Origin of the sequence: Leptothoe sp. ISB3NOV94-8A (assembly GCF_043421595.1) — a bacterium.
In the GTDB taxonomy this organism is placed as follows: domain Bacteria; phylum Cyanobacteriota; class Cyanobacteriia; order Phormidesmidales; family Phormidesmidaceae; genus Leptothoe; species Leptothoe turfae.
This window is the reverse complement of record NZ_JAXSQW010000001.1, coordinates 4492521-4511079: the sequence shown is the minus strand read 5'-3', so window position 1 is coordinate 4511079 and position 18559 is coordinate 4492521. Positions and strand designations below refer to the sequence as shown.

20 protein-coding genes are annotated in these 18559 nt (G+C 44.9%); 12 read left to right on the top strand and 8 right to left on the bottom strand.

Going from position 1 to position 18559, the window contains the following annotated elements:
* Positions 1-39: 39 nt before the first annotated feature.
* The 4 genes from SPB21_RS19080 to SPB21_RS19065 all read right to left on the bottom strand — a co-directional run bounded on the left by SPB21_RS19080 (position 40) and on the right by SPB21_RS19065 (position 4578).
* The gene (locus SPB21_RS19080; protein ID WP_499867455.1) at positions 40-2718 is read right to left on the bottom strand and encodes a DUF3987 domain-containing protein; all 2679 of its coding nucleotides are present in this window, start codon (positions 2716-2718) and stop codon (positions 40-42) included.
* A 151-nt stretch (positions 2719-2869) separates the two neighbouring features.
* Positions 2870-3649 (bottom strand): hypothetical protein, encoded by a 780-nt coding sequence (locus SPB21_RS19075; RefSeq protein ID WP_499867454.1) that lies wholly within the window; start codon positions 3647-3649, stop codon positions 2870-2872.
* A gap of 207 nt (positions 3650-3856) precedes the next feature.
* The gene (locus SPB21_RS19070; RefSeq protein ID WP_499867452.1) at positions 3857-4075 is read right to left on the bottom strand and encodes a hypothetical protein; all 219 of its coding nucleotides are present in this window, start codon (positions 4073-4075) and stop codon (positions 3857-3859) included.
* Positions 4076-4344: 269 nt separating this feature from the next.
* Complete coding sequence (locus tag SPB21_RS19065; protein WP_499867451.1) at positions 4345-4578, bottom strand: hypothetical protein; 234 nt, start codon at positions 4576-4578, stop codon at positions 4345-4347.
* 169 nt (positions 4579-4747) lie between these two features.
* Between SPB21_RS19065 and SPB21_RS19060 the strand changes: the two genes are divergently transcribed.
* The 9 genes from SPB21_RS19060 (at position 4748) to SPB21_RS19020 (ending at position 11209) form a co-directional block, all read left to right on the top strand.
* On the top strand, positions 4748-5815 hold the full coding sequence (locus tag SPB21_RS19060; RefSeq protein WP_499867450.1) for a ParM/StbA family protein: 1068 nt from the start codon (positions 4748-4750) through the stop codon (positions 5813-5815).
* Positions 5808-6038 carry a hypothetical protein gene (locus SPB21_RS19055; protein WP_499867449.1) on the top strand — a complete coding sequence of 77 codons (231 nt, stop codon included), beginning with the start codon at positions 5808-5810 and terminating at the stop codon, positions 6036-6038. The genes SPB21_RS19060 and SPB21_RS19055 overlap by 8 nt, the downstream gene beginning before the upstream one ends.
* A 62-nt stretch (positions 6039-6100) precedes the next feature.
* Positions 6101-6340, top strand: coding sequence for a hypothetical protein (locus tag SPB21_RS19050; protein WP_499867447.1), 240 nt, complete (start codon positions 6101-6103; stop codon positions 6338-6340).
* Positions 6341-6414: 74 nt separating this feature from the next.
* On the top strand, positions 6415-6762 hold the full coding sequence (locus SPB21_RS19045; RefSeq protein ID WP_499867446.1) for a hypothetical protein: 348 nt from the start codon (positions 6415-6417) through the stop codon (positions 6760-6762).
* 80 nt (positions 6763-6842) lie between these two features.
* Positions 6843-7370, top strand: coding sequence for a hypothetical protein (locus SPB21_RS19040; protein ID WP_499867445.1), 528 nt, complete (start codon positions 6843-6845; stop codon positions 7368-7370).
* Between the two features lie 44 nt (positions 7371-7414).
* Entirely contained in the window at positions 7415-7930 is a 516-nt protein-coding gene (locus tag SPB21_RS19035; RefSeq protein WP_499867444.1) for a hypothetical protein, read from the top strand.
* Between the two features lie 14 nt (positions 7931-7944).
* Complete coding sequence (locus SPB21_RS19030; RefSeq protein ID WP_499867443.1) at positions 7945-8970, top strand: hypothetical protein; 1026 nt, start codon at positions 7945-7947, stop codon at positions 8968-8970.
* Between the two features lie 95 nt (positions 8971-9065).
* The gene (locus SPB21_RS19025) at positions 9066-10751 is read left to right on the top strand and encodes a hypothetical protein (RefSeq protein WP_499867442.1); all 1686 of its coding nucleotides are present in this window, start codon (positions 9066-9068) and stop codon (positions 10749-10751) included.
* Between the two features lie 134 nt (positions 10752-10885).
* Entirely contained in the window at positions 10886-11209 is a 324-nt protein-coding gene (locus SPB21_RS19020; RefSeq protein WP_499867441.1) for a hypothetical protein, read from the top strand.
* A gap of 1013 nt (positions 11210-12222) precedes the next feature.
* Here SPB21_RS19020 and SPB21_RS19015 read toward each other — a convergent pair.
* Entirely contained in the window at positions 12223-12621 is a 399-nt protein-coding gene (locus SPB21_RS19015) for a PadR family transcriptional regulator (RefSeq protein ID WP_499867440.1), read from the bottom strand.
* Between the two features lie 406 nt (positions 12622-13027).
* On the opposite strand from SPB21_RS19015, the gene SPB21_RS19010 reads away from it, so the two are divergent.
* The 3 genes from SPB21_RS19010 to SPB21_RS19000 all read left to right on the top strand — a co-directional run bounded on the left by SPB21_RS19010 (position 13028) and on the right by SPB21_RS19000 (position 15805).
* On the top strand, positions 13028-13381 hold the full coding sequence (locus tag SPB21_RS19010) for a metal-dependent hydrolase (protein ID WP_499867439.1): 354 nt from the start codon (positions 13028-13030) through the stop codon (positions 13379-13381).
* 302 nt (positions 13382-13683) lie between these two features.
* Positions 13684-14436 (top strand): hypothetical protein, encoded by a 753-nt coding sequence (locus SPB21_RS19005; RefSeq protein WP_499867438.1) that lies wholly within the window; start codon positions 13684-13686, stop codon positions 14434-14436.
* Between the two features lie 601 nt (positions 14437-15037).
* Entirely contained in the window at positions 15038-15805 is a 768-nt protein-coding gene (locus SPB21_RS19000) for a hypothetical protein (RefSeq protein WP_499867437.1), read from the top strand.
* Between the two features lie 880 nt (positions 15806-16685).
* Here SPB21_RS19000 and SPB21_RS18995 read toward each other — a convergent pair.
* The 3 genes from SPB21_RS18995 to SPB21_RS18985 all read right to left on the bottom strand — a co-directional run bounded on the left by SPB21_RS18995 (position 16686) and on the right by SPB21_RS18985 (position 18092).
* Positions 16686-17138, bottom strand: a complete 453-nt coding sequence (locus SPB21_RS18995; protein ID WP_499867436.1) for a hypothetical protein — start codon at positions 17136-17138, stop codon at positions 16686-16688.
* 95 nt (positions 17139-17233) lie between these two features.
* A complete protein-coding gene (locus SPB21_RS18990) occupies positions 17234-17527 on the bottom strand; it encodes a hypothetical protein (RefSeq protein ID WP_499867435.1) in 294 nt (97 codons plus the stop codon).
* 55 nt (positions 17528-17582) lie between these two features.
* Entirely contained in the window at positions 17583-18092 is a 510-nt protein-coding gene (locus SPB21_RS18985) for a hypothetical protein (RefSeq protein ID WP_499867433.1), read from the bottom strand.
* Positions 18093-18559: the final 467 nt, after the last annotated feature.

Sequence of the window (18559 nt, the reverse complement as noted above, 5' to 3'; positions counted from 1 at the left end):
GTGTCTACACAGACACGATTGTGTCTATTTTTTGAAAAGTCAGGCTTTTCTGAGGGTTGTATTTTTCCCCTCGGACAAAAGAATGCCTTCCCCATTGGCTGCAAGGTCTTTAAGTGCCTGTCTAACTTCATCTATAGAGAATTTCCCTGGCCATTTTTTAGCCTGGTTGTAAGCCTTACGGATTTTCTCGTCAGTACACTCTGTGCTGCCATTCTTAAGCTGTTTCAGGATATACAAGTGCAATTTGCTGTAATTTTCGTCTCCACCAGATACATGGATTTGCAGAAGACGAAATTGGCTAATGTAGTAATCCAGCAAATAAACCCCTCGGTTGAAAGAGACTAATGTAACTTCACCAGGGTCTTCCTCTTTGTAGTAACAGGCTATCCAGTGAGAGACTAAAATTAGCCGAGCTAAGTGTCCAGGACATTTACCGATGAATGCGGCTAGCCCAGGATTATTTTCCCGATTATCTTTTTGAATACGTCTAAACGCTTCGTATCGCTTGATAAAGCGTTTCTGTGCAGCACGATTCATTTTGCAACGTATGGGCTCAGATTCAGGATCACCTTGTTCTTGTAAATATCGAGTTAATCCGTCTAATTCATTAAAAATGTTGACTAGTGTTTCTGACCAGATAGCAAAATTTTCAGGTAGATCTGGGTACGCACATAAAAAACGTGACCCTAAACCAGACTCATCGTATTGAGGATCGAATAGATGTTTGATTCGTGATAGCTGAATAGAGCCAGCTATACATAACGTGTGATCTTTAAATACAATCTCCCCATTATCTGTACTTGATCGTTCCTCTGTACCTTTGAGAGGGGATGTCATCGCAGTCAGTAGGATATTTTTGAAATTACCTTTCCCATTTTTGTATTGGTCAGCCCCAGCTAATAAACCTGCGAGTTCATCACAGATGTAAAGCATTCCTGATCTCGGAGGGAGTTCAGAAATACGCTTCATAATGCCTTCCGAGGTTCCCCCAGTCACGAATAACTTCGGCGGTCTTTTAGGTTCCGGCTGTAGTTCGTTACCCTCTCTGCGTGCTATCCGACAACACTCCTCATAGAGTTCTTTGTCTTTTAGATATTCGTTGTATTGCTCGTTTTGTTGAGCTGTCAGGGGTGCGGCAATCGTCCGGTTAGTTTGAGATTTATTTTCAGATGGATTACCGATATCAATGCAGCTGATAAGCGCGTATTCTCTCCACTCCTCATCTTTATGAACAGCTGGTTTAAGGACGATGCAAACCCTGGAGCCAAGTTGCGATGCTAAACACGGTATGAGAGATTGAGTCGGTCGAATAGGATCTAGCCGGTCGGACTCACATTTAGTGGCTATTGCACTGGCTAGGGCTCTAGGGAAGACTTGATTGAGATCAAGCTTTTGATTCTCATCCTCGATGAGTTCAGAAACATTAACTTGTTCACGGGTTTCTCGTTTTTCAGCTTCTTTCTGAAGCGACTGAATGATCTGCTTAACTGCATAATCATTCAATCCATATTCTTTTGCTAAACGAGGAATTGCGATCGCAATCTCAGAATCACTTGCACCTTCATCAATCAGGGCTTGTAGCCGATTTTCTATGGGCTCTTCAAGTTCATTATCTTGCTCGGTGGAGTCTTTAAAGGTTTTTGGCGGATAATACTCGTCATATTCCTCAGGGCAATTCTCATACAGCCAATCATGGACATCTTTGAGCGTTTTATGTTCATCGTGTCCGTGATGACATTTGAATCCTAAACCACCACCAGGGAGGATTAATAGTGCTGCACCGTTATCGACACCCCCGGTATGATCGTCTACCCATGGACATGTGATTTCAATTTTGTGACCCTGTATATATTTAATGAGACCCAACGAATCCAACATCTTATATATGGGGTCATTTTGAGCTGTGAGAATATCAAGCTGATCGATATCACCTTCAATACTGCCTGTGTGCGGACTGGCAACGGCTGCAAGGTCTAATTTAAATTCTTCAACGATCTGTTCTGCGGTGTAATAGTTGCACCCGCGAATATCTTTATATCCTTTGACTTGATGGGGCTCATCTAACGATTCTTTATTATTCCATCCTGTAGGACCCCGACCGAAACGAGTTGCCCCCTTCATTCCTGGATCCGTACCATCGGTAGCAATCCCTTGAGCGACCATCGCAATTTGAATCGATTCAGCATGGGGTCTATCTGTAATAGGCTCTTTTAGAAAATACCAAGCCTGGAAATTACCGGGAGATGTTTCAATCCAATAGGTGGGTGGGATGGGAATATTTTCAAACGGTACTTTGGTCCCTACGTCATCAACCATGATGGCAACCATGGCGTTGAAGTCTGTTTTACGCCGACGGTTACCGCTAAATGCTGAGATAGTTACGTAGAAGTTTTCGTTGTCACGCTCATCTAAATCTTCTTTTCTAGGTACTCTTGCTGACCATGTACCTTGCTTAGCTGGCTGCGGAAAGCTGGTGACCAATATGTTTCCATGACCACGAGCAAGTTTCTTCAAACCTCGCATGAAGGTTTTATTCGATACTGTCTCTGAGCTTATGTGCTCCTTAGACGTTACAGTGTTGTTGACTTTATTCGATTTTGTTAGAATTGCAGACATGGCAAATTGGAACCGCCTTTCGGCAGTTCTTCCATATTCCGACCTGAATAAACTCTTTTCTCTCGGACCCTCGATGTCTTCACCATCGGGGGTTTGTTGCATTTAGAGAATGGAGAAATTTAATTCATAGTCGGGTTTACAAAGATAGATGTGTGTTGAGGGATTTCGATGAATCCTGTGAATCAACCATAGCGCTAAAAAAAGCTTAGAAACGAGGGTTTTAGGCGCGATGACACTAATGGCTAGAACCCTCTCATAGAAAGCATTTCAGAGGGCTCAAATTTACATCGTCTAGTTTCCGGGTGGCTCTCCCCTTACCTGAGAGTTTGATCACCCATGTCCCCTGGTCAGATTTGAGGGCTGCCCATTTTTCACTCTCAAGCTCTGTGGCCAGACTAGAACGTGCTTTTAAGAAATTAGCTCGAACATTTTTGTTGAACCATGGATCCTTTTTCCCCATGTGGTTCATGATTTCGATCAGGTGCCATGTATATGAATAACGCTGTCTATCAAATGGATTCTTGCTAGACCGGATCATCTGAGTCTGTTTTCTGAAACCCGTTAAGCTCCTTTTCTTCCCGCCTTTTTTGCTGGCTTCAACGCCAAAGCCTTCGATAGTTCTCTCAACGACAACCTGAGCAAACCACTCAGTCGCATCCGTAACGCCATCTAGCACAACCCAACCAAACCCATGCTCACACGACGTGGCAACCCATTTGTAGAGTTCTCCAAAGGGTTTATACGCTCGCTTGAAGCCATGGGGCAGTTCGAGACTGGGTTTGCGCGTCTTGTCCCATTTTTGAGTGATGAACGCATCTAGCATCCATAGCCGATGACAATACATCAACAGGTTGTAGCCTGTAGGCTCTGTTGCCCAGGTCGGATCAAATAAGTGACCTGGATTAGTCAGCTTTCTCAGCGTACGTTCCCACGGTGGCTTGGGAGGCAAGTTCCCTGGCATTTGTAGAGAAGTGAGCCCTCCATACTGATTTATCCGGTCCAATATCACCCGGTTGATTGGCTGCTCAGCCATGATCACCTCCAGACTGGTGTCGTCGTTCTCCTTCAAATACGGAGATAGTAATGTGAGCCTTTGAAATCCATCTATTGTTGGTTTTATTCAATTTTGTTAGTATTGATTGCATGAGAATTTGAACCGCTCCTTGGCGGTCTGTGAGTTTTCCAAATTTGAACTAACTTTTTTCTTTGAGACCCTTGATGCTAGAGACATCAGGGGTTTTTAATGTTTGGATGTTTGTCGGGCTTCAACAACCTTGAGACCTTCAATGATCAACCGTCGTGCATTCGCGTAGCGGCTACCGGGCATAGCGTCAATACGACGTGCATACTCATTAGGAATACGAGTACGAAAAACGGTGTGATGGTCATAAGCGGCTTCACCACGTCTACGTCTTCCGGCCCCATTAGGATTTCGTGTTCTTCGGTGACTAGGATTCACAGCTTTTTAAGTTCCTACGAGACTAAGCAAAATCTAGCATAAACAAAATTGTTCAACTCTCCTGAAGCCCTTGAAACTCAGTTAATTCAATTAATAAAGGCGACTCTCAAGTTGTTAAATCGCTATATATAGTGATCTATCTTCTAAAAGGCGACATCAAATCTATGCCAATCGGCATATGTCAAGAATTATTAAAGTTATTCAAAACTAAAACTCCAGTGACCATTTAGGAACTTGGGTCCTAAATATCAGACTGGCGTGATTACTCCCTAAGGCTTACGTCGTCCGTCCTCGAAGTCTTTGGGGGGCGGGAAGTCCGGCACATCCTCATCTATAGATTTCAGCCAGCTTATTAATGCTTCCTCTACTGCCTCAGACATATTGAGTTCTCGCATCACACAAACGCCCTTAATCTTAGCCACCAGGATTTTGTGTAACTCGATGCTGTTTTGAATGTAATCGGGATCTCGTCTTCGGCTCCTAGCCACGCTGTCATTAACCATAGAAATTTCGCTCCTATTTTGACACAAGCATGTGTTCATGAAAATTTGAAGGAATACTAGCATGTCGTATTGCTATCTTGCTAGCAAGATGCTAGCTTATAAAACATAAGGCCGCAAATCGGGGAACGTTACACCCGAATTAGGCCAATCGTTATTCAGGACAATGAAAATGACGCTTTCTGTAGAGAAGACAGTCCCTAAATTGGGGCAAGGTTCACCCGAATTAGGGAAGCCCACTGTTTTGACACTTGCGGGTGATTTTGGATACTCAACCGCACAACTTTTTGGGTCATTGGTGCGAGTAAATCAGCCTAGTTATCTGCTCCCGTTGGAAGTTGAGAAGTTACCTGACACACCGAAACAAGGTGTTTTTTCCTATGTCGATGGTGATGCTAAGGGCATGGTGGGTAAGTCCTTTGCGGTGGGGAGTGTGGCCCATGCAATTGATGCGGATGCCTGCCGAAAGAATGCTGATAGTCCAGAGAACAAAATCGACAATTCTTTGATCATGTTGCTGGGTTTGTTGACCTACCAACAGGGATTACCCAGTGATATTGAAATCAATCTGTTGACTTGCTTGCAGAAGGTGACGACTGAGTTACGGGAACAAGTCACGACAGTTTATAAGGGTCGTCACACGATCTCCTTTGGTGGTCGACTGATGAGCGTCACAGTAAAACCTTTGGGTGTTGCGGATGAAGGCTTAGGTGTACTGGCGACCACTCCCCACGCTGCAACAGGTAAGGATACGGTTGTCCTTTCGATTGGTGGTGGCACTGTCAATGTGTCTCAGTTCAAAGGCGGTAAGTTAATCACCCAAAAACCGTTTTCGGGGGGTGTGATGCGGTTCTATGAGGCTCTTGCTCTCGCACCCTCGCTGGTGAAGAAACTCAAAGCTCAAGGGGATGCCCACATTATTCGTGATGGTGTGGAGCGTCGAGATTACCTCTATGGCAAGAATGTCAACATTCAGCGCCATTCCTTTGAGGATGACTATTTAACCGAATTGCCCAAGTGGTTTGAGTCCGTGTTGAAGCGTCCACTGCAACATGCCACACCCTTGTTAACCGCTGCCGATGCGGGTTTGGTATTCGGTGGTGGTGCGATGCTGCCAGGGATTGAAGCACTACTTAAAAAGTGTGGCTACACCGTCGTTGATGATCCGGTAAATGCCAATGTTAAGGGCCTTTATGAAGTTGCTAAAGCCATGGTGGCTAAAGGGGGCACTCATGGCTAAAGTGTCCATCCGTGACGCTGTTTTAGACGAGTTGAAACAGCGATACCCACAGCCCGGTTACACCACATCAGACAGAGTTTTGAAATTACTGGGTGAGGTTGAGGCATTGGGTCGGGTTCCTTGCAAGAGTTCAGACCCTACTGCACCAGATGAAGAGATGCCTACTGGCTCTCTTAGTGACTCTCTTATGGACAGCTTGATGAGTTCCGTAAGTGTCGAGTAGCCATGATGCACCACAGTACGCGCTTACACAACATCCCATCCCACACATTGAGGAACAAACCTATGCAAGCAACAACTAACACACTCACCTCAATCTCCATCGAGCTAAACCTTTGGCACGATGACGCTGCCGAGAGCACAGCTCCTGACGCTACCCATGAGGGTGTCCTTCAGGTGCCAGCTGAGTTGGATGCTCACGCTATCGGACAACTGGTCAATCAGTATTCATCAAGGTATGCCAAGGCTCACGGTTACAGCACAGAGACTTTCAATTGGGAGTGGGATTACACCCTCAGCCCTTAGGAGAAACAACCCATAGACATCCCCAACAGATACAGAGGATGAATTCTCGCAGATAGCGGATTGGAGCTAATCCCATGCCTAGAAGAACACAGAAATATCTCAAAGCCTTGGAAACTGCTCAGGGCCTCAATATCTCTCAAACTGAGGACCAGAGCACGCTGTATGTAGCCTTGAATGAGAAGAATTTCTTTTGGGACTCGGGCGATCAGCGGTGGGTGCCTGGGATGGAACCTAACCCAGCTAGTGACCTGATCAGAATTCGAGTCTGGGCAGCGGCTGAGACAGTAAAAGATGCGGCTCAACTGATTGTTCGTCGTCTGACCCGAGATGGATTAGAGCTAATCGAACAATCTGACCCCTATCCATGCAGACCCCCAAAGCAATTGGAATCAAGGATTTACCTAACGTTTAGAGAAGACTAACCGCTTTTAGGCCAGCCCCCAGGTTTGCAAGCGGAGAGCTGGCCAGTCGTCCCCCTGAAAAGGAACACGTCAATATAACCATGAAAAATATCGAAATCCAATTTGATTGGGCCAACAGACCCAACTCGGAACTCACGCAATCAGAGCGAGTGTTCATTCAAGTGCCTGATCGTTTGAGTGAAAAAGACATCGAGCTATCGGTTTACTGGGCTGGCAAGTCTCATGGACTCCAGACCGGCTATGAGCTAAAAACTCAAGACTGGGAATGGTGGGATATCGACCAAGAAATCCCGGATGGTATCCCCTTTATGCCCATGGGTATAGGTCGCCTGCAGGAATTGGCAAAGACTGTCGCAAAACCAAAGTACACGGTGGGTCAGATTGTTGAAATCACGCCTGACGACCGTAACGAATTTCATCCGGGCACCCGTGGGTTAATCGTGGCGGTCCATGCCTATAACGACGATGAAACGCCCTACACGTCATACATCGTGCAGATTGCAGACGATCCACCGGGTGAGCATAACGACTTTTTCAATGGGTACGTCTACGAAGGCCCGTGGACGACTTCCGTGTTCGAAACCCAGGTAAACGAGGTTCTCGTTTAGGCGTCAGAGCGTCTGCCAAGCGAACAATTTCATCAATCAAACCCATGCGCAAACGACTAAAAAGAAAACCAAAACTGGGCTCAGCTGCAGCCCTCACTCTACCCGCAGGACTCCGATATAACCTAGCCCCACTACTGGCAGGCACAGGCACCCTATTTATAGCTGTTGCTCTGCTAGTGGCTTACATGTCTCCCACAGCACGATATAGACGAGCCGCAAAGCGCCAAGTCGCTCAACAAAAAGCGGATGCATTTGTGGCCCATGAGCGCTATCGATCGGGCTGCACAATGCCGTGGGTCTATCGCAAGGATGGGTCAATTCAGGCCATCGCACTCTCTCGGAATGTTGCCTATACAGACGGTAATTTCGGGGTTTCTATGGCTCCCGGTGACTTGGTCTGTGACGACAACGGCTTATCCGGAGAGATCGGTCAGTCAGGAATGCTGGAAGACCCTAGACGCGCGAGTGACATGGCGCTCGTTAACCAGCGGTTTGATGATTCCATGGGCTGGCACCCTCAGCCAGTGCGATCCAATGCTTCGTTTACACACTCAAATTAAGGAGACCTTAAGCGATGACAGCTGCAGCAAATAGTAGAGCCCCCGGTAGTGGCAACAGACGCAGAGGTTCTAACAGCAACAATCAATCCACAAGCGACCATCCAGCCAACAGCCAGAGCACTACCACTAACCAGAGCACTACTGAGCCCACATATCGCACATATACCCGTAAAGCCCAAGGTCATGCAGACAAGGCTTATAAGTACGTCAGCAAGAAAGTAAATCTGTGTCTATGGGGATTCATCCTGATCATCCTGGGCGGGATTATCGCCATGCAAGTCGGTTGGCTTGGCGATATTGTCGGCTGGGTCGGTCTCATCTGCCTGGTGATCAGCACCTGGCGTTTTCTGACCAATTCATTTGTTAACACCTGGGCGATTATTGCCACGTTCATGTCGTTTGTGGCGCTAATTGTGCTGGGTCTGTTGTTTTTCCAAAGTGCCCATATCTATGCCACGGCTGGACGTGCGATCGCACCCGAATCCGGGTTGATCAATCTCCACAATCTGGGCGCTGAGATTTTCAGTGGCGCTCCGTTAATCGGGTGGTTTGTTGGCTTAAGCCTACGGGGATTAGCTGGTGTAGTGCGTAGCCTGGAACTAACAGCGTTTGGCCTATTAGGTGTGATGGTGTACGCCATTATCCAGTCGGGTGAGGTTGCGCCGGTAATCTTCAAATCATCCCCAGAGACGCTTAAAAATCTGATTGGAACGCTTCAGAAGTTCAAGAAAGTTGAAGTGTCCGGCAACGAAAGCGCAACGGTTAGAGAGCTAGCCAGCATCCACAACAACTACTACGAAAGCTTGATCGATGCCCTGGGCTGGTGGCGTTGTATCTGCTACCTAATCGACTTTCTGGTGTGCGCCTGGTTTGCCCCCTGGATAGTCGGTGGCTGGAACAAGTTTGATCCCATGCTGGGTTGGGGTAATGCTGACTGGGCAAACATCGTCCGGGGGCTGATCTCAATCGTGTTCTTTGAGGTGGCTGTCCGTCTCTGGATTATGGCCCGCAAAGGGGTTTATCTATTTGGCAAGAAATAACAGGTACTGGCGGATGGGCCGTGAGCAAACTTTCCACCCGCTAGTGCAGCAACCATGCAAACCAATACACGAATCGCTACAGGAGAATTTTAGCCATGCAAGCCGCCATACAGCTTGTCCCCTTCAAAGACAGAGCTGCAAAAATTGAACAATTTAATACAGACCTAAAAGCGGGGAAGTTAGATATATCAGAGCTTTATTACAAGGCAGTCAGGCAGCGAGAACACACAAAACTAACGAACAGTATCCCGGAAGGCTTGGGTATGGGTGGGATTGCCGGGGTCGCTCTAATCGTGATGGCCGGATCTCCCGTGGGCTTAGTTTTACTCGTTGCAGCCGGTATCGCTGGCAGTAGAACTTACTTGGGTTTCAAGCGCTGGGGGGAGTTTAAGGACGCTGTCAGGGAAAACGATTTCACTGAGTATCTGACCGACCAGGAACTCTCTGAACTGGAAGACCTGCTAACCAACTCAGGTAAGCCCGCTACGCCCGCTTTAGCACAATCCTATGCCCAGCTAATTGAATCTATGGATGACGTGGTTGAACTGGGCGATTCGCCACTCCTGAAGCTGGCCAAGCAGTTTAGAGGGCAAGACACCAACGCTAGTGACGCTGTAGTCGATACTCTCGCTAAAACGGTCAATGAACTCCCAAAGGATGATACTGCAGCCAATGCTGATGCTGTTGCGATCGCAATCCATGACGATACTAAGAACACCAGTGAACCTAAATTCATTGGTAACCCCTTCCTAAAACCAGCTGACACCCTCCCAAAGCTTGACCCAACTGAGCTAATCTACCCGCCCATTACGCTTGTCTGGGGCGGTCAAGGCAGCGGTAAAACGACGTTAGCGAATAAAACCATCTACATAGCGGTAGAGCGTGGCTACCTCGTCTGTGTGGCTGACCCACACTATGCGCTAGGTGATTGGCCAGGTCTGCCAGTGTATGGCAAAGGTGCCAACTATGAAGAATGTGATCTCGTCATGCTGGCCATCCTAGAACTATCAAATCAGCGCTACCAAGAACGGGTAGAAAAAGGCACTAAAGAACACGAATTCCAACAACTTTTAGTCGTGCTTGAAGAGTTCACAGACTGGTCTGATGAATGCAGCAATTCAGCTGAATTTATCAAGAAAGCGTGTAAGGATTTTCGTAAGGTTGGGATACACGTTCTGATGGTTGCGCACAACGACACAATTGCGGCGACTGGTGGTGCTAAAGGCAATAAGGAAGCGTTTAACAAAAGCAGCCTACAAATTGAGTCTTTTAGTGAAATGAAAGACGTTGTAGTTAATGGTCAAGCTACCAGAATGTTACGCCCGATAGGTGAGTGCAATGTTGTTGCCCAGGGTAAAGAAATAGGTAAGCATTTACTACCAGATCTGTCTAACTGGAAACCCCCAATGGATGCAGCTATCCAGCCATTAATTATTGACTTAGAATCCCTACTATTACCAAGAAATGATGGTGATTTTACATCGAAGGAAGCCAAGTATCCAGATGTTTTTAGCAAAGCTATTAACAGAATTGAGTCAGGGTCAGTAGACCTGAAATCTGTCTGCGAGCTGTCATCCGATGCCATTATTCGGGTTATCAAGTTTGTCTCTAATAGCTATAGAGGTGAGGAAATAATCCCTCGTACTGTGACCAGCAACCGCAAAAATAGGGACGCAGGTGTAGGCACTTCAGATAATGCGAAAGAAGCCCTAGATATGCTTGTCTATCTAAAACTGGCACACTGTAAATCCGGTGGTGATTCATACCTAATTGCTGACTAACTAGTGTGGTTGTGGTCATGTGGTCGTGTGGTTAGGGGGGCGTTTTTAAGGAAACCAAAAGGACCACAGCAACCACAACCACAACCACACGTATAACCACACCACACCACCACAACTAATTTAAGGATGACCCCATGGCCCGATTTTTATACGGTGGCTCTGAAGCTGGCACAACCCATAAAGTTGAAAAGAAACCCATAATCTACCTGTGTTGGTTACTTTTTGATGAGGCCACAATTGACAGCACGCCTTATCAACAGCTCACAGCACTCGGTCAGAAGATTACGCTACAGCTCTACGACACTGCGTTAGTAGATGATATGTATATCTACGAGGGATACAAATGGAAAGTAATCGAACGGATTCAGTATCCTTATAAGCCCTACAGCAAGGGAAAGAAAAAAGTAAGTGAGCTTAAGCTTGAGTGCTTAGGAAGGGCAGACGATAGCGATGAGTAAACCTGCCTTAAGAGTGTCAATTGCGATCTGGCTTCTAGGACTATTAAAGTTAGCATTCGATCAGAGTATTCCGCAGGTAATTTAATGGAAAAAAGTGAGCTGGATAACACGAAGAATTAGGCCGTCCAGCCGCGCTCAGCTCAAAAATCCTCCAAAGCTTAACCCAGCATTTTAGGTTGCATTTTCATAGTTTTGAAGAAATAGAAAAACGTTTAGATTGAAGGCATTCCGATGAAACTAAATACAGTTCCTGAAATAGTCATCACAAATAATTTTCAAGTAGCTAATAAAGTATGGATTGAACGACCCCATACGCACCTAATTTTCAACGGTCAGTATTGGGGATGTCGAGCTGATTTTGAGGCTGTATTTTTGTACGATAATCAATAAAGTCAGTCAAAATAATGATTGATTTTCGGGCACCTTTATAGCAATACGCGCATCTTGCAGACTGCGTAACAACTGGCAAATAATCACATTGTAAAAACCTGAGCCAAGGGGGCTGAGCTTTTGTGTTGTAGAGCTAATCCACGCCCTCACGCTTCCACGATAGCTGGGCTTGGGGGTAGTCGTTGATTTTAGACCCTTGCAGTATGTGATGGTGATGCCGATTGTGATCGTCTGTCTGATGGCGTTTTGTATCGTGCGGTTTATTGAGATGACAATGAAGCAGCTAGGGCAGGTGATAGAGGCGAGGAAGCGGTTGGGGCGATAAGTATCTGCGGATGCCACCAAGCATAAACGCCATGCTTTATTCCTGGCGGCATCACCTATATCACACCTATTTTCCTAGTAACAAATTTATACGACAGGCGATGGCACAATAGCTCAAGTCAAGAGACCAAAGTACGTCATATCCACAAATTCTCCAGCCCTTCCATTTTTCTTTATAGTATAGAGCTGCTCGCTTTTCAGCGATGTCATCTAACCAGTCTTCAACTTTATCCCATGGTAGAAACAAGTAAGCTACAGGTTCTGCTATGAGGTAGGTCGCTGGCGTTTTCAGACAACTCCTATGATTCCCAGGACAGCAATCGGTTCTGGAAATCCAAAATGTCTTGAATAACTTCTTTTCCTGTTTTAGTGAGGCTGTAGTATTTTCTCCGTGCACCGCATCGTTCGTCTGGGGGAGTATCTCCAAATCTTGAGATGACGAGTTCTTTTTTCTCCAGGTTATGTAGTGTTGGATAGAGAGAGCCGATGCTAATTTTTTCAGCACCATTACTGCAGTCTTCGATGGCTTTTTGAATAGCCAACCCATAACGCTCTTGATTGCCGATAGCAAATAAGATGAGGCGTTCTCGCGGCGTTGTTTTTGGCAGCCGTTGAATTTCATTTTTACTTATTTCTTTTCGTAAAGGAATAGGGGCTGCTCTGGAACGCTGAGCAACCTTCATTTCATCTGAAACCATGTGCTTTTTCCTTACTGGATTACTTAGCATTGCTCACAATTGAGAGACGCAGGAATGTGCTATTTGACCACTGGAGATTGAGCTGAGATAAAAATGGCTCGCAGGATTTGCTTCATTCTCTCTTGAGATCTTTCTTTTGATCCAGGCAAATTGGCTAGTTATCTGTTTCTTCTTCCAGGTAGAGCTTGGAAATTGACTGACTAAGAACCCTGGATTGAAACTAAGTATGACTGCGGCAAGCATAACGAAACTAACTATCGTATATATAAGTTATATCGCAAATTCGATAATCTGTGTTGTGGAAGCTTCTAAAACTAACTAGCAAGATTTAGTTTTAGTTGAGTCTTGCTCTCTGCTTGACTTTGGGCACGCTTGAAGATGTGACTCCATAGAGTTTGACCGGCCAATGATGGCGATTACTCACGCTGAGATCGCAACCGCAGGTGCATCCTTACTACTCGGCACTGCCCAGCCCCTACCGTTAGCGCTCGCCGTCCTGGGTAGCCAGCTGCCGGACATCGACACTAGGACTAGCATCATCGGCCAGGTCTTTTACCCCATCAACTCATGGATTGAAGATCGCTTTCCCCATCGGTCTCACTCATTCGCTGGTGGCGACGGTTGCGATTGCAGCGGTATCCCTAAGCATCGGCGCAGCGTTGGGCAATATCAAGACGACGGCGGTGGTACTCCTGGGTCATGTGTTGGCCTGTTTTGCCGATTGCTTTACGCGCTAGGATGTTCAGCTGTTTTGGCCTGATCCGGCCTTGGCGATCAGCGTGTCAAACCCAAAACGACGGATACGGACGGGGGGACCGGCGGAGTATTGGGTGCTGACGGTGGCCGTGGCGTTGTTGCTGGTGGGTATGTGATTAGCCGATGCGGGTGGTGGGTGAGTCGGTAGAGTTGCAGTATTGTGAGCTGGAGGTTGCGATCGCTCTACTGAGTGACCAGAGGGCTATCGGGATTATGACATCGCTAATTTTTCAATGAGATGTAGTACTACAAGGATTAAAAACTAGACTATAAGGGAGTATGACTAAAAATTACAATTCATTGTGCATGAAAGAACCAATTGTTGAAGAGTTGGTAGATGTCCTTCGGGTGATTGGTATGCTTCAATTGAGAGAGTCTACTCTCAGAGAGGATCTGCAGTTTTTTATTAACAATTACAATCCAGATGAGCAAGGCTGGATTGGTGCTTACAAGCGCCTAGAGCATGAAGCAATGTTTTTATGTGTTGATGCATACTCAATGCATCAAGGAATTTCTAAGAAAAAATCTCTTTACAGCAAGATAATTAAGCAGAATTCGAAAGAGTTTTTGAAGATTGACCGTCAACCTATAACTAACGTAGAGCACCTTGGAATTAATGGAGAAGATGGTCTGAGGCCAGCCACTAACGCTGAGGTAGCTCATGCTATGAAGGCTATTAATGCTATGGCTATCGACTCTAGAAAAAAATCACAAGAAGAAGTTGGCATACAGTCTCACAAGTCTCCTGAAATGGACAATTGGATAGAGTCTGTGGTAGACGAGGAGACACTATTCAAGTTAAGTGAATATAGAAAAAAATTTGCTCATAGGCTAGATAGCCTAGAGCATCTAAAGCAAGAGTTGGAAGTCTATCACTCTAAAGCTTTACAGGAAATGTTAGATGTAGTCGCCTCGGTCTTGGAGCAATATTACTCTTGTATCCAAAAGATTTTGGAATATGCGACTTCAACACATTACAGTGCCAAGTTTCCAATGCATTACTCCTCATTGGGACGAATAAAACTTTGGAAGGAATGGCAGCAGAGACAATCTGATTAATCGCCAGACTATATCCTCAATCTTTAGGGTATACAGATGAACTCGCCAACATTTCGAGCAATCATCATTGCTGACTTATGCTCCAGTAATCGGCTAATTTTTACGGCTGACTTGCCTGCTTTTTAAGGTTCGAAGCTTCATTTTGGCACGACGATTCCAATAAAAAGGAGTAAAAACGTATATGGTATCACCGCAATTCCAAGCGGCTCACTTCCGAGCGTTTCAGCATGCGTTAGGGCTTTTGGTAATGACCTGTGGCAGCTACATGTATTTGAGCATTGGCACGAGCTATTAGAAAAGCAAAGGTTCCCAATCAAATAGAGTTTATAAAAACAAAGCTTCTGGATAACACCAGGGGCTTTTCATGTGCGTATTGATACCCTGCCTAGGGGTTGTTACTTTTTTGCCTTCGGTGGTCAAACGGTTTGCTCCTAATGAAAAGTTATCTAATTTGCTTAGGCTGAGTTTGTATAAGCTGTGGCTGGAGTCTGGGCGATCAACATTTCGCAGTTATAGCAACTTTCAGTATTATTTCAAATCAGGCTACCGTATAAGGTGAATAGGCAAAAGTCAGTTTCTGAACATTTGGAGGAATCTAGGTGTGGATTTGATCATTGATACACAGATTTTGTCGTATCGATTCAAAGGTATTGAGACAGGTATTCATGACGCAAGGTTGGCAATAGCCTCCATTACGGCTAATGAGTTTTTAATAGCACAGGCTAAAGAATCAAAGCAGCCTGATTACTATATTATTCATCCAGCTAAATATCCTAATCTCGAATATAGTCCTAGTAATCTTGACCTTTTTAGTAATCCCAAAAGCGCAAAATTGGGTGCTCGTCGGACAGATCAGATAGTTATTGATTTTGGCAATCAGTTTTCAGCTTATCGAGAGTTTGGCAATGAGGCAGTTTCCGAAATCATAAATGAAAAGAAAATTGATATATACAAAATTAGTATTTCCCATTTACCCAAACAAAAACAGAAATATCTTTTAAGACGTTTCAAGTATATTCTTGATAGTGATTACTACTGTTACTCTCTCACTAAGACGTCTTTAGAGGATGGATTGAGACTATTCTCAGAGTTTGTATCTAAATATAACTGCAAAGGAAATGTTCGGAATACTATCAATGACCTTTTGATATTGTCGACAGCTATTAATAGAAAGAAGAAGCTTTTAACAAATGATAGTCTGCTTAATCGTTTCGCTGCTGAGTATTATGAGGCACCTATTCATCAGAATGAGAATGAATTATTAATTGACTTTTCAGAAAAGCTATTAAAGAAAACGAAAAATAGAGAAAGTAAAGGCTACATAAATAAGGGTTGGAGTTATGCTTTACGTAACAATCGTTTTTTCTAGGTTTCTAACAGTTGAAGTAAAACGGATTGGTCAAAGGCATTTACCTGGTGTGTAAAGAGATGAATAACCTTTTCCCGAGCCATTGATTAGGGTTTAGCTCAGCTAAGATAAACTACTCTTCAGTAGGTCTGCTCTGCCATATATTTACTGTTTCAACACAAAGAATTTGTTACTTGTTAGTTGATTCCTTGTGATGTGAAAATATGTCTAACCTGCGCACAATCCCAAGAAATTCATGCTGGTTGGGTCTGAGTGATCGGCATCTCACAGTTAGAGCAACGACTTGTAAAGATAGGATGCTAGTCGAATAGGGCAAATGCTAATCCAGGTGTAACGGTCTACTGGAACAGGGACTATTTCACCGTTGTAAGGTTACTGAAGTTTCGTTGGTATTCATTGGGTTAGGGGGCCTGAGTTCGGTAATAGCTGTAATGCTCAGACCGCATCAGCAGTATTTGCGGGAGCTTTCAAGATTCGCTGAATAATGCCTAAGCTAATCCTACACTTGCAGCAGCTCATCCCATTGCCACGAAGTTTAAGGACCATATGACCTGCTCGGATTTACAGGACTTATGGCGACCACCTAGGGATAGCCCCTTAAACTTTGCGGTACTCCATTGATTCCTGAGTGCGTTCTCTAATCAGTCCCCGCTCAACATCAGCCAGTCCAGTAATAAGACTAAACTACAACCGGAGCAAACTTGCCCAGTGCTTTTGTTTGGAAAATAGTATTCCAATATTTTGTATCAATACCCTCTGATTCGATACAACACCTAGCTTTTGATACAGCCCTAATATCGTCAGTTGGCTTTAGCAGTAGCAGGATAAACATTGCTATTGAACCTGATGGTTCCCCTTAGATTCAATAGAAAGTCCAACTCTAGTATGGTTTCTCTAGACTTATTTGATCTGAATCAACCCACTCGTGATTGTGAGTCCAACGCGGATCCTTAGAATCAACCTCAATTTTTACATCCACGTCATCAGGGCCAGGATTACGAAAATCTTCAATTTTGCCCCAGTGGTCAGATTGCCAATTTTCGTGGCTAACAAATACATTTGTGCCCTCGTTGAACCCTTCACCTTTCAGGTCATGCACCGAAATACCGCTTCGTTGTAAATCTCCTGCCGACTCCAAATGATCACCGACAAAGCTATGTGCATCAGCCATCTCGTCAGGGTCAACATGAAAATGTGTATGATGATCGTGAAAGATTAGGCTAGAGCCAACATTCGCTGTACGGCCTAATATATTTGCTGTGATAGGGTCTGCACCGCAAGCCGTAGCAGCTCCTTTTACAATTAGCCTAACAAAGTAAGATGGTCCAGACATAGTGGCAACCTTATAAATAGAAAGGACAAATTGGTATAACTCAAGGCTTGTAAATAGCTTCTTACATCACTGCGTTTAAGCTCTCATAATTTGGGTTAAAACTCAGGTGTTTTCTTAGGGTGAGTCCCAGCGTAGAAGACCATCACTTTAAGCTCTCCTTCTTTCGGGAAGTAATATACTCTATCCCCTTCAGATACTTCGTATTCCCATTTACCCTTATATTTTTTGCCCTTTAGTGGGAAAACACTTCCTGTTATTCGAGCTAATGGGGTTAGCTCTAGATGTTTCTTGCACCGCTTGGCAGCGCTTGGAAACCTCTGCTCCAACTCTTTCCAAGCTTTTCTTACAGAGTTATTTTTGAATACGACTTGCCATTTTTTCTTCTCCATTCACTTTGTAGCTAAGTTATTCTTAGCATCGATCATAAAGAAAGCGAGTGCCTATCTAGACAGATTCATCTATGGAATCACTATTATTTGTCTCATCTAGAGGCACCTCATCACCTTCTGCATTCCATGCCTCATCTAGCTCATCGCTAACGATAGCGATTGCACTTTCACACCATTCGTGAATTATTCCAAGAAGAAGTTTCCATCCATCATCAGTGGCCATTGCGCGATGATAGGACTCAGAGATTTCATCAATCAAATCTGTTAACTCTTCTGAGTCAAAAGCTTTGAGCCAAGCAAAGCGGCTTGATGAACTTATCTGTTCACCATGTCTAATTCGGTGAGCCGCGTTGGTAATTTCAAAAGCTTGAGCAAGACTGTCAGTTTTGCCATAAAGAGCTGACGCCCTCTTCCGACTCATCAGCGCATAACTTTCGCCATTCCGATGAATAGTTACAGGTCCTTCCAAAGCTGCATCCAATATCTGACCAGGTTTACGATTCAGCTCTGTGGCAGAAAAAGTGGCATCCTGATAGAGCCTGTTTGCGGTGATTGCAGAAGACACGGTTCTAGATCCCTAAGTTTCTAAGAAACAGATAAACTGCTACTAGCCTTTGAATCTAGTAGCTCATACATACACTTCATCGAGTACGTAGAATATTACGTACTTTGTGTACACTTATAGTAACCTTTCCTCAAAGCAAGGTGTCAATAGTTTGATTGAAAATTTATATTACCCAGTGTCAATAGTTTGAACAGTGTCAATAGTTCGACTGCGATTGACACTAACTGCTGACCGTGAATGCCTACCACTCAATTAACTTCATCGATAGAGTCTTACCCCAATCATGCTAGACACTGAAGCCATACTCCTTTTTATCGTAATCAGCTACCTCAGGATGGGCAGCAAAGTAAGCTTTGATTGTGCCATAGCGGGAGCCTGACAGGTGTTTAACGTTAGTCTTAGAGCCGTCTGCCCTAACTCTTTGAACTCGTTGTAAGCCCGGATGGCCTCAGTAGAGCGTCTGATTT

What these genes read in the sequence shown, in the direction of transcription:
- SPB21_RS19080 (WP_499867455.1), bottom strand. Translation starts at nt 2,718, where the DNA reads ATGCAACAAACCCCCGATGGTGAAGACATCGAGGGTCCGAGAGAAAAG.
- SPB21_RS19075 (WP_499867454.1), bottom strand. Translation starts at nt 3,649, where the DNA reads ATGGCTGAGCAGCCAATCAACCGGGTGATATTGGACCGGATAAATCAG.
- SPB21_RS19065 (WP_499867451.1), bottom strand. Translation starts at nt 4,578, where the DNA reads ATGGTTAATGACAGCGTGGCTAGGAGCCGAAGACGAGATCCCGATTAC.
- SPB21_RS19060 (WP_499867450.1), top strand. Translation starts at nt 4,748, where the DNA reads ATGACGCTTTCTGTAGAGAAGACAGTCCCTAAATTGGGGCAAGGTTCA.
- SPB21_RS19055 (WP_499867449.1), top strand. Translation starts at nt 5,808, where the DNA reads ATGGCTAAAGTGTCCATCCGTGACGCTGTTTTAGACGAGTTGAAACAG.
- SPB21_RS19050 (WP_499867447.1), top strand. Translation starts at nt 6,101, where the DNA reads ATGCAAGCAACAACTAACACACTCACCTCAATCTCCATCGAGCTAAAC.
- SPB21_RS19045 (WP_499867446.1), top strand. Translation starts at nt 6,415, where the DNA reads ATGCCTAGAAGAACACAGAAATATCTCAAAGCCTTGGAAACTGCTCAG.
- SPB21_RS19040 (WP_499867445.1), top strand. Translation starts at nt 6,843, where the DNA reads ATGAAAAATATCGAAATCCAATTTGATTGGGCCAACAGACCCAACTCG.
- SPB21_RS19035 (WP_499867444.1), top strand. Translation starts at nt 7,415, where the DNA reads ATGCGCAAACGACTAAAAAGAAAACCAAAACTGGGCTCAGCTGCAGCC.
- SPB21_RS19030 (WP_499867443.1), top strand. Translation starts at nt 7,945, where the DNA reads ATGACAGCTGCAGCAAATAGTAGAGCCCCCGGTAGTGGCAACAGACGC.
- SPB21_RS19025 (WP_499867442.1), top strand. Translation starts at nt 9,066, where the DNA reads ATGCAAGCCGCCATACAGCTTGTCCCCTTCAAAGACAGAGCTGCAAAA.
- SPB21_RS19020 (WP_499867441.1), top strand. Translation starts at nt 10,886, where the DNA reads ATGGCCCGATTTTTATACGGTGGCTCTGAAGCTGGCACAACCCATAAA.
- SPB21_RS19015 (WP_499867440.1), bottom strand. Translation starts at nt 12,621, where the DNA reads ATGGTTTCAGATGAAATGAAGGTTGCTCAGCGTTCCAGAGCAGCCCCT.
- SPB21_RS19010 (WP_499867439.1), top strand. Translation starts at nt 13,028, where the DNA reads ATGATGGCGATTACTCACGCTGAGATCGCAACCGCAGGTGCATCCTTA.
- SPB21_RS19005 (WP_499867438.1), top strand. Translation starts at nt 13,684, where the DNA reads ATGAAAGAACCAATTGTTGAAGAGTTGGTAGATGTCCTTCGGGTGATT.
- SPB21_RS18995 (WP_499867436.1), bottom strand. Translation starts at nt 17,138, where the DNA reads ATGTCTGGACCATCTTACTTTGTTAGGCTAATTGTAAAAGGAGCTGCT.
- SPB21_RS18990 (WP_499867435.1), bottom strand. Translation starts at nt 17,527, where the DNA reads ATGGAGAAGAAAAAATGGCAAGTCGTATTCAAAAATAACTCTGTAAGA.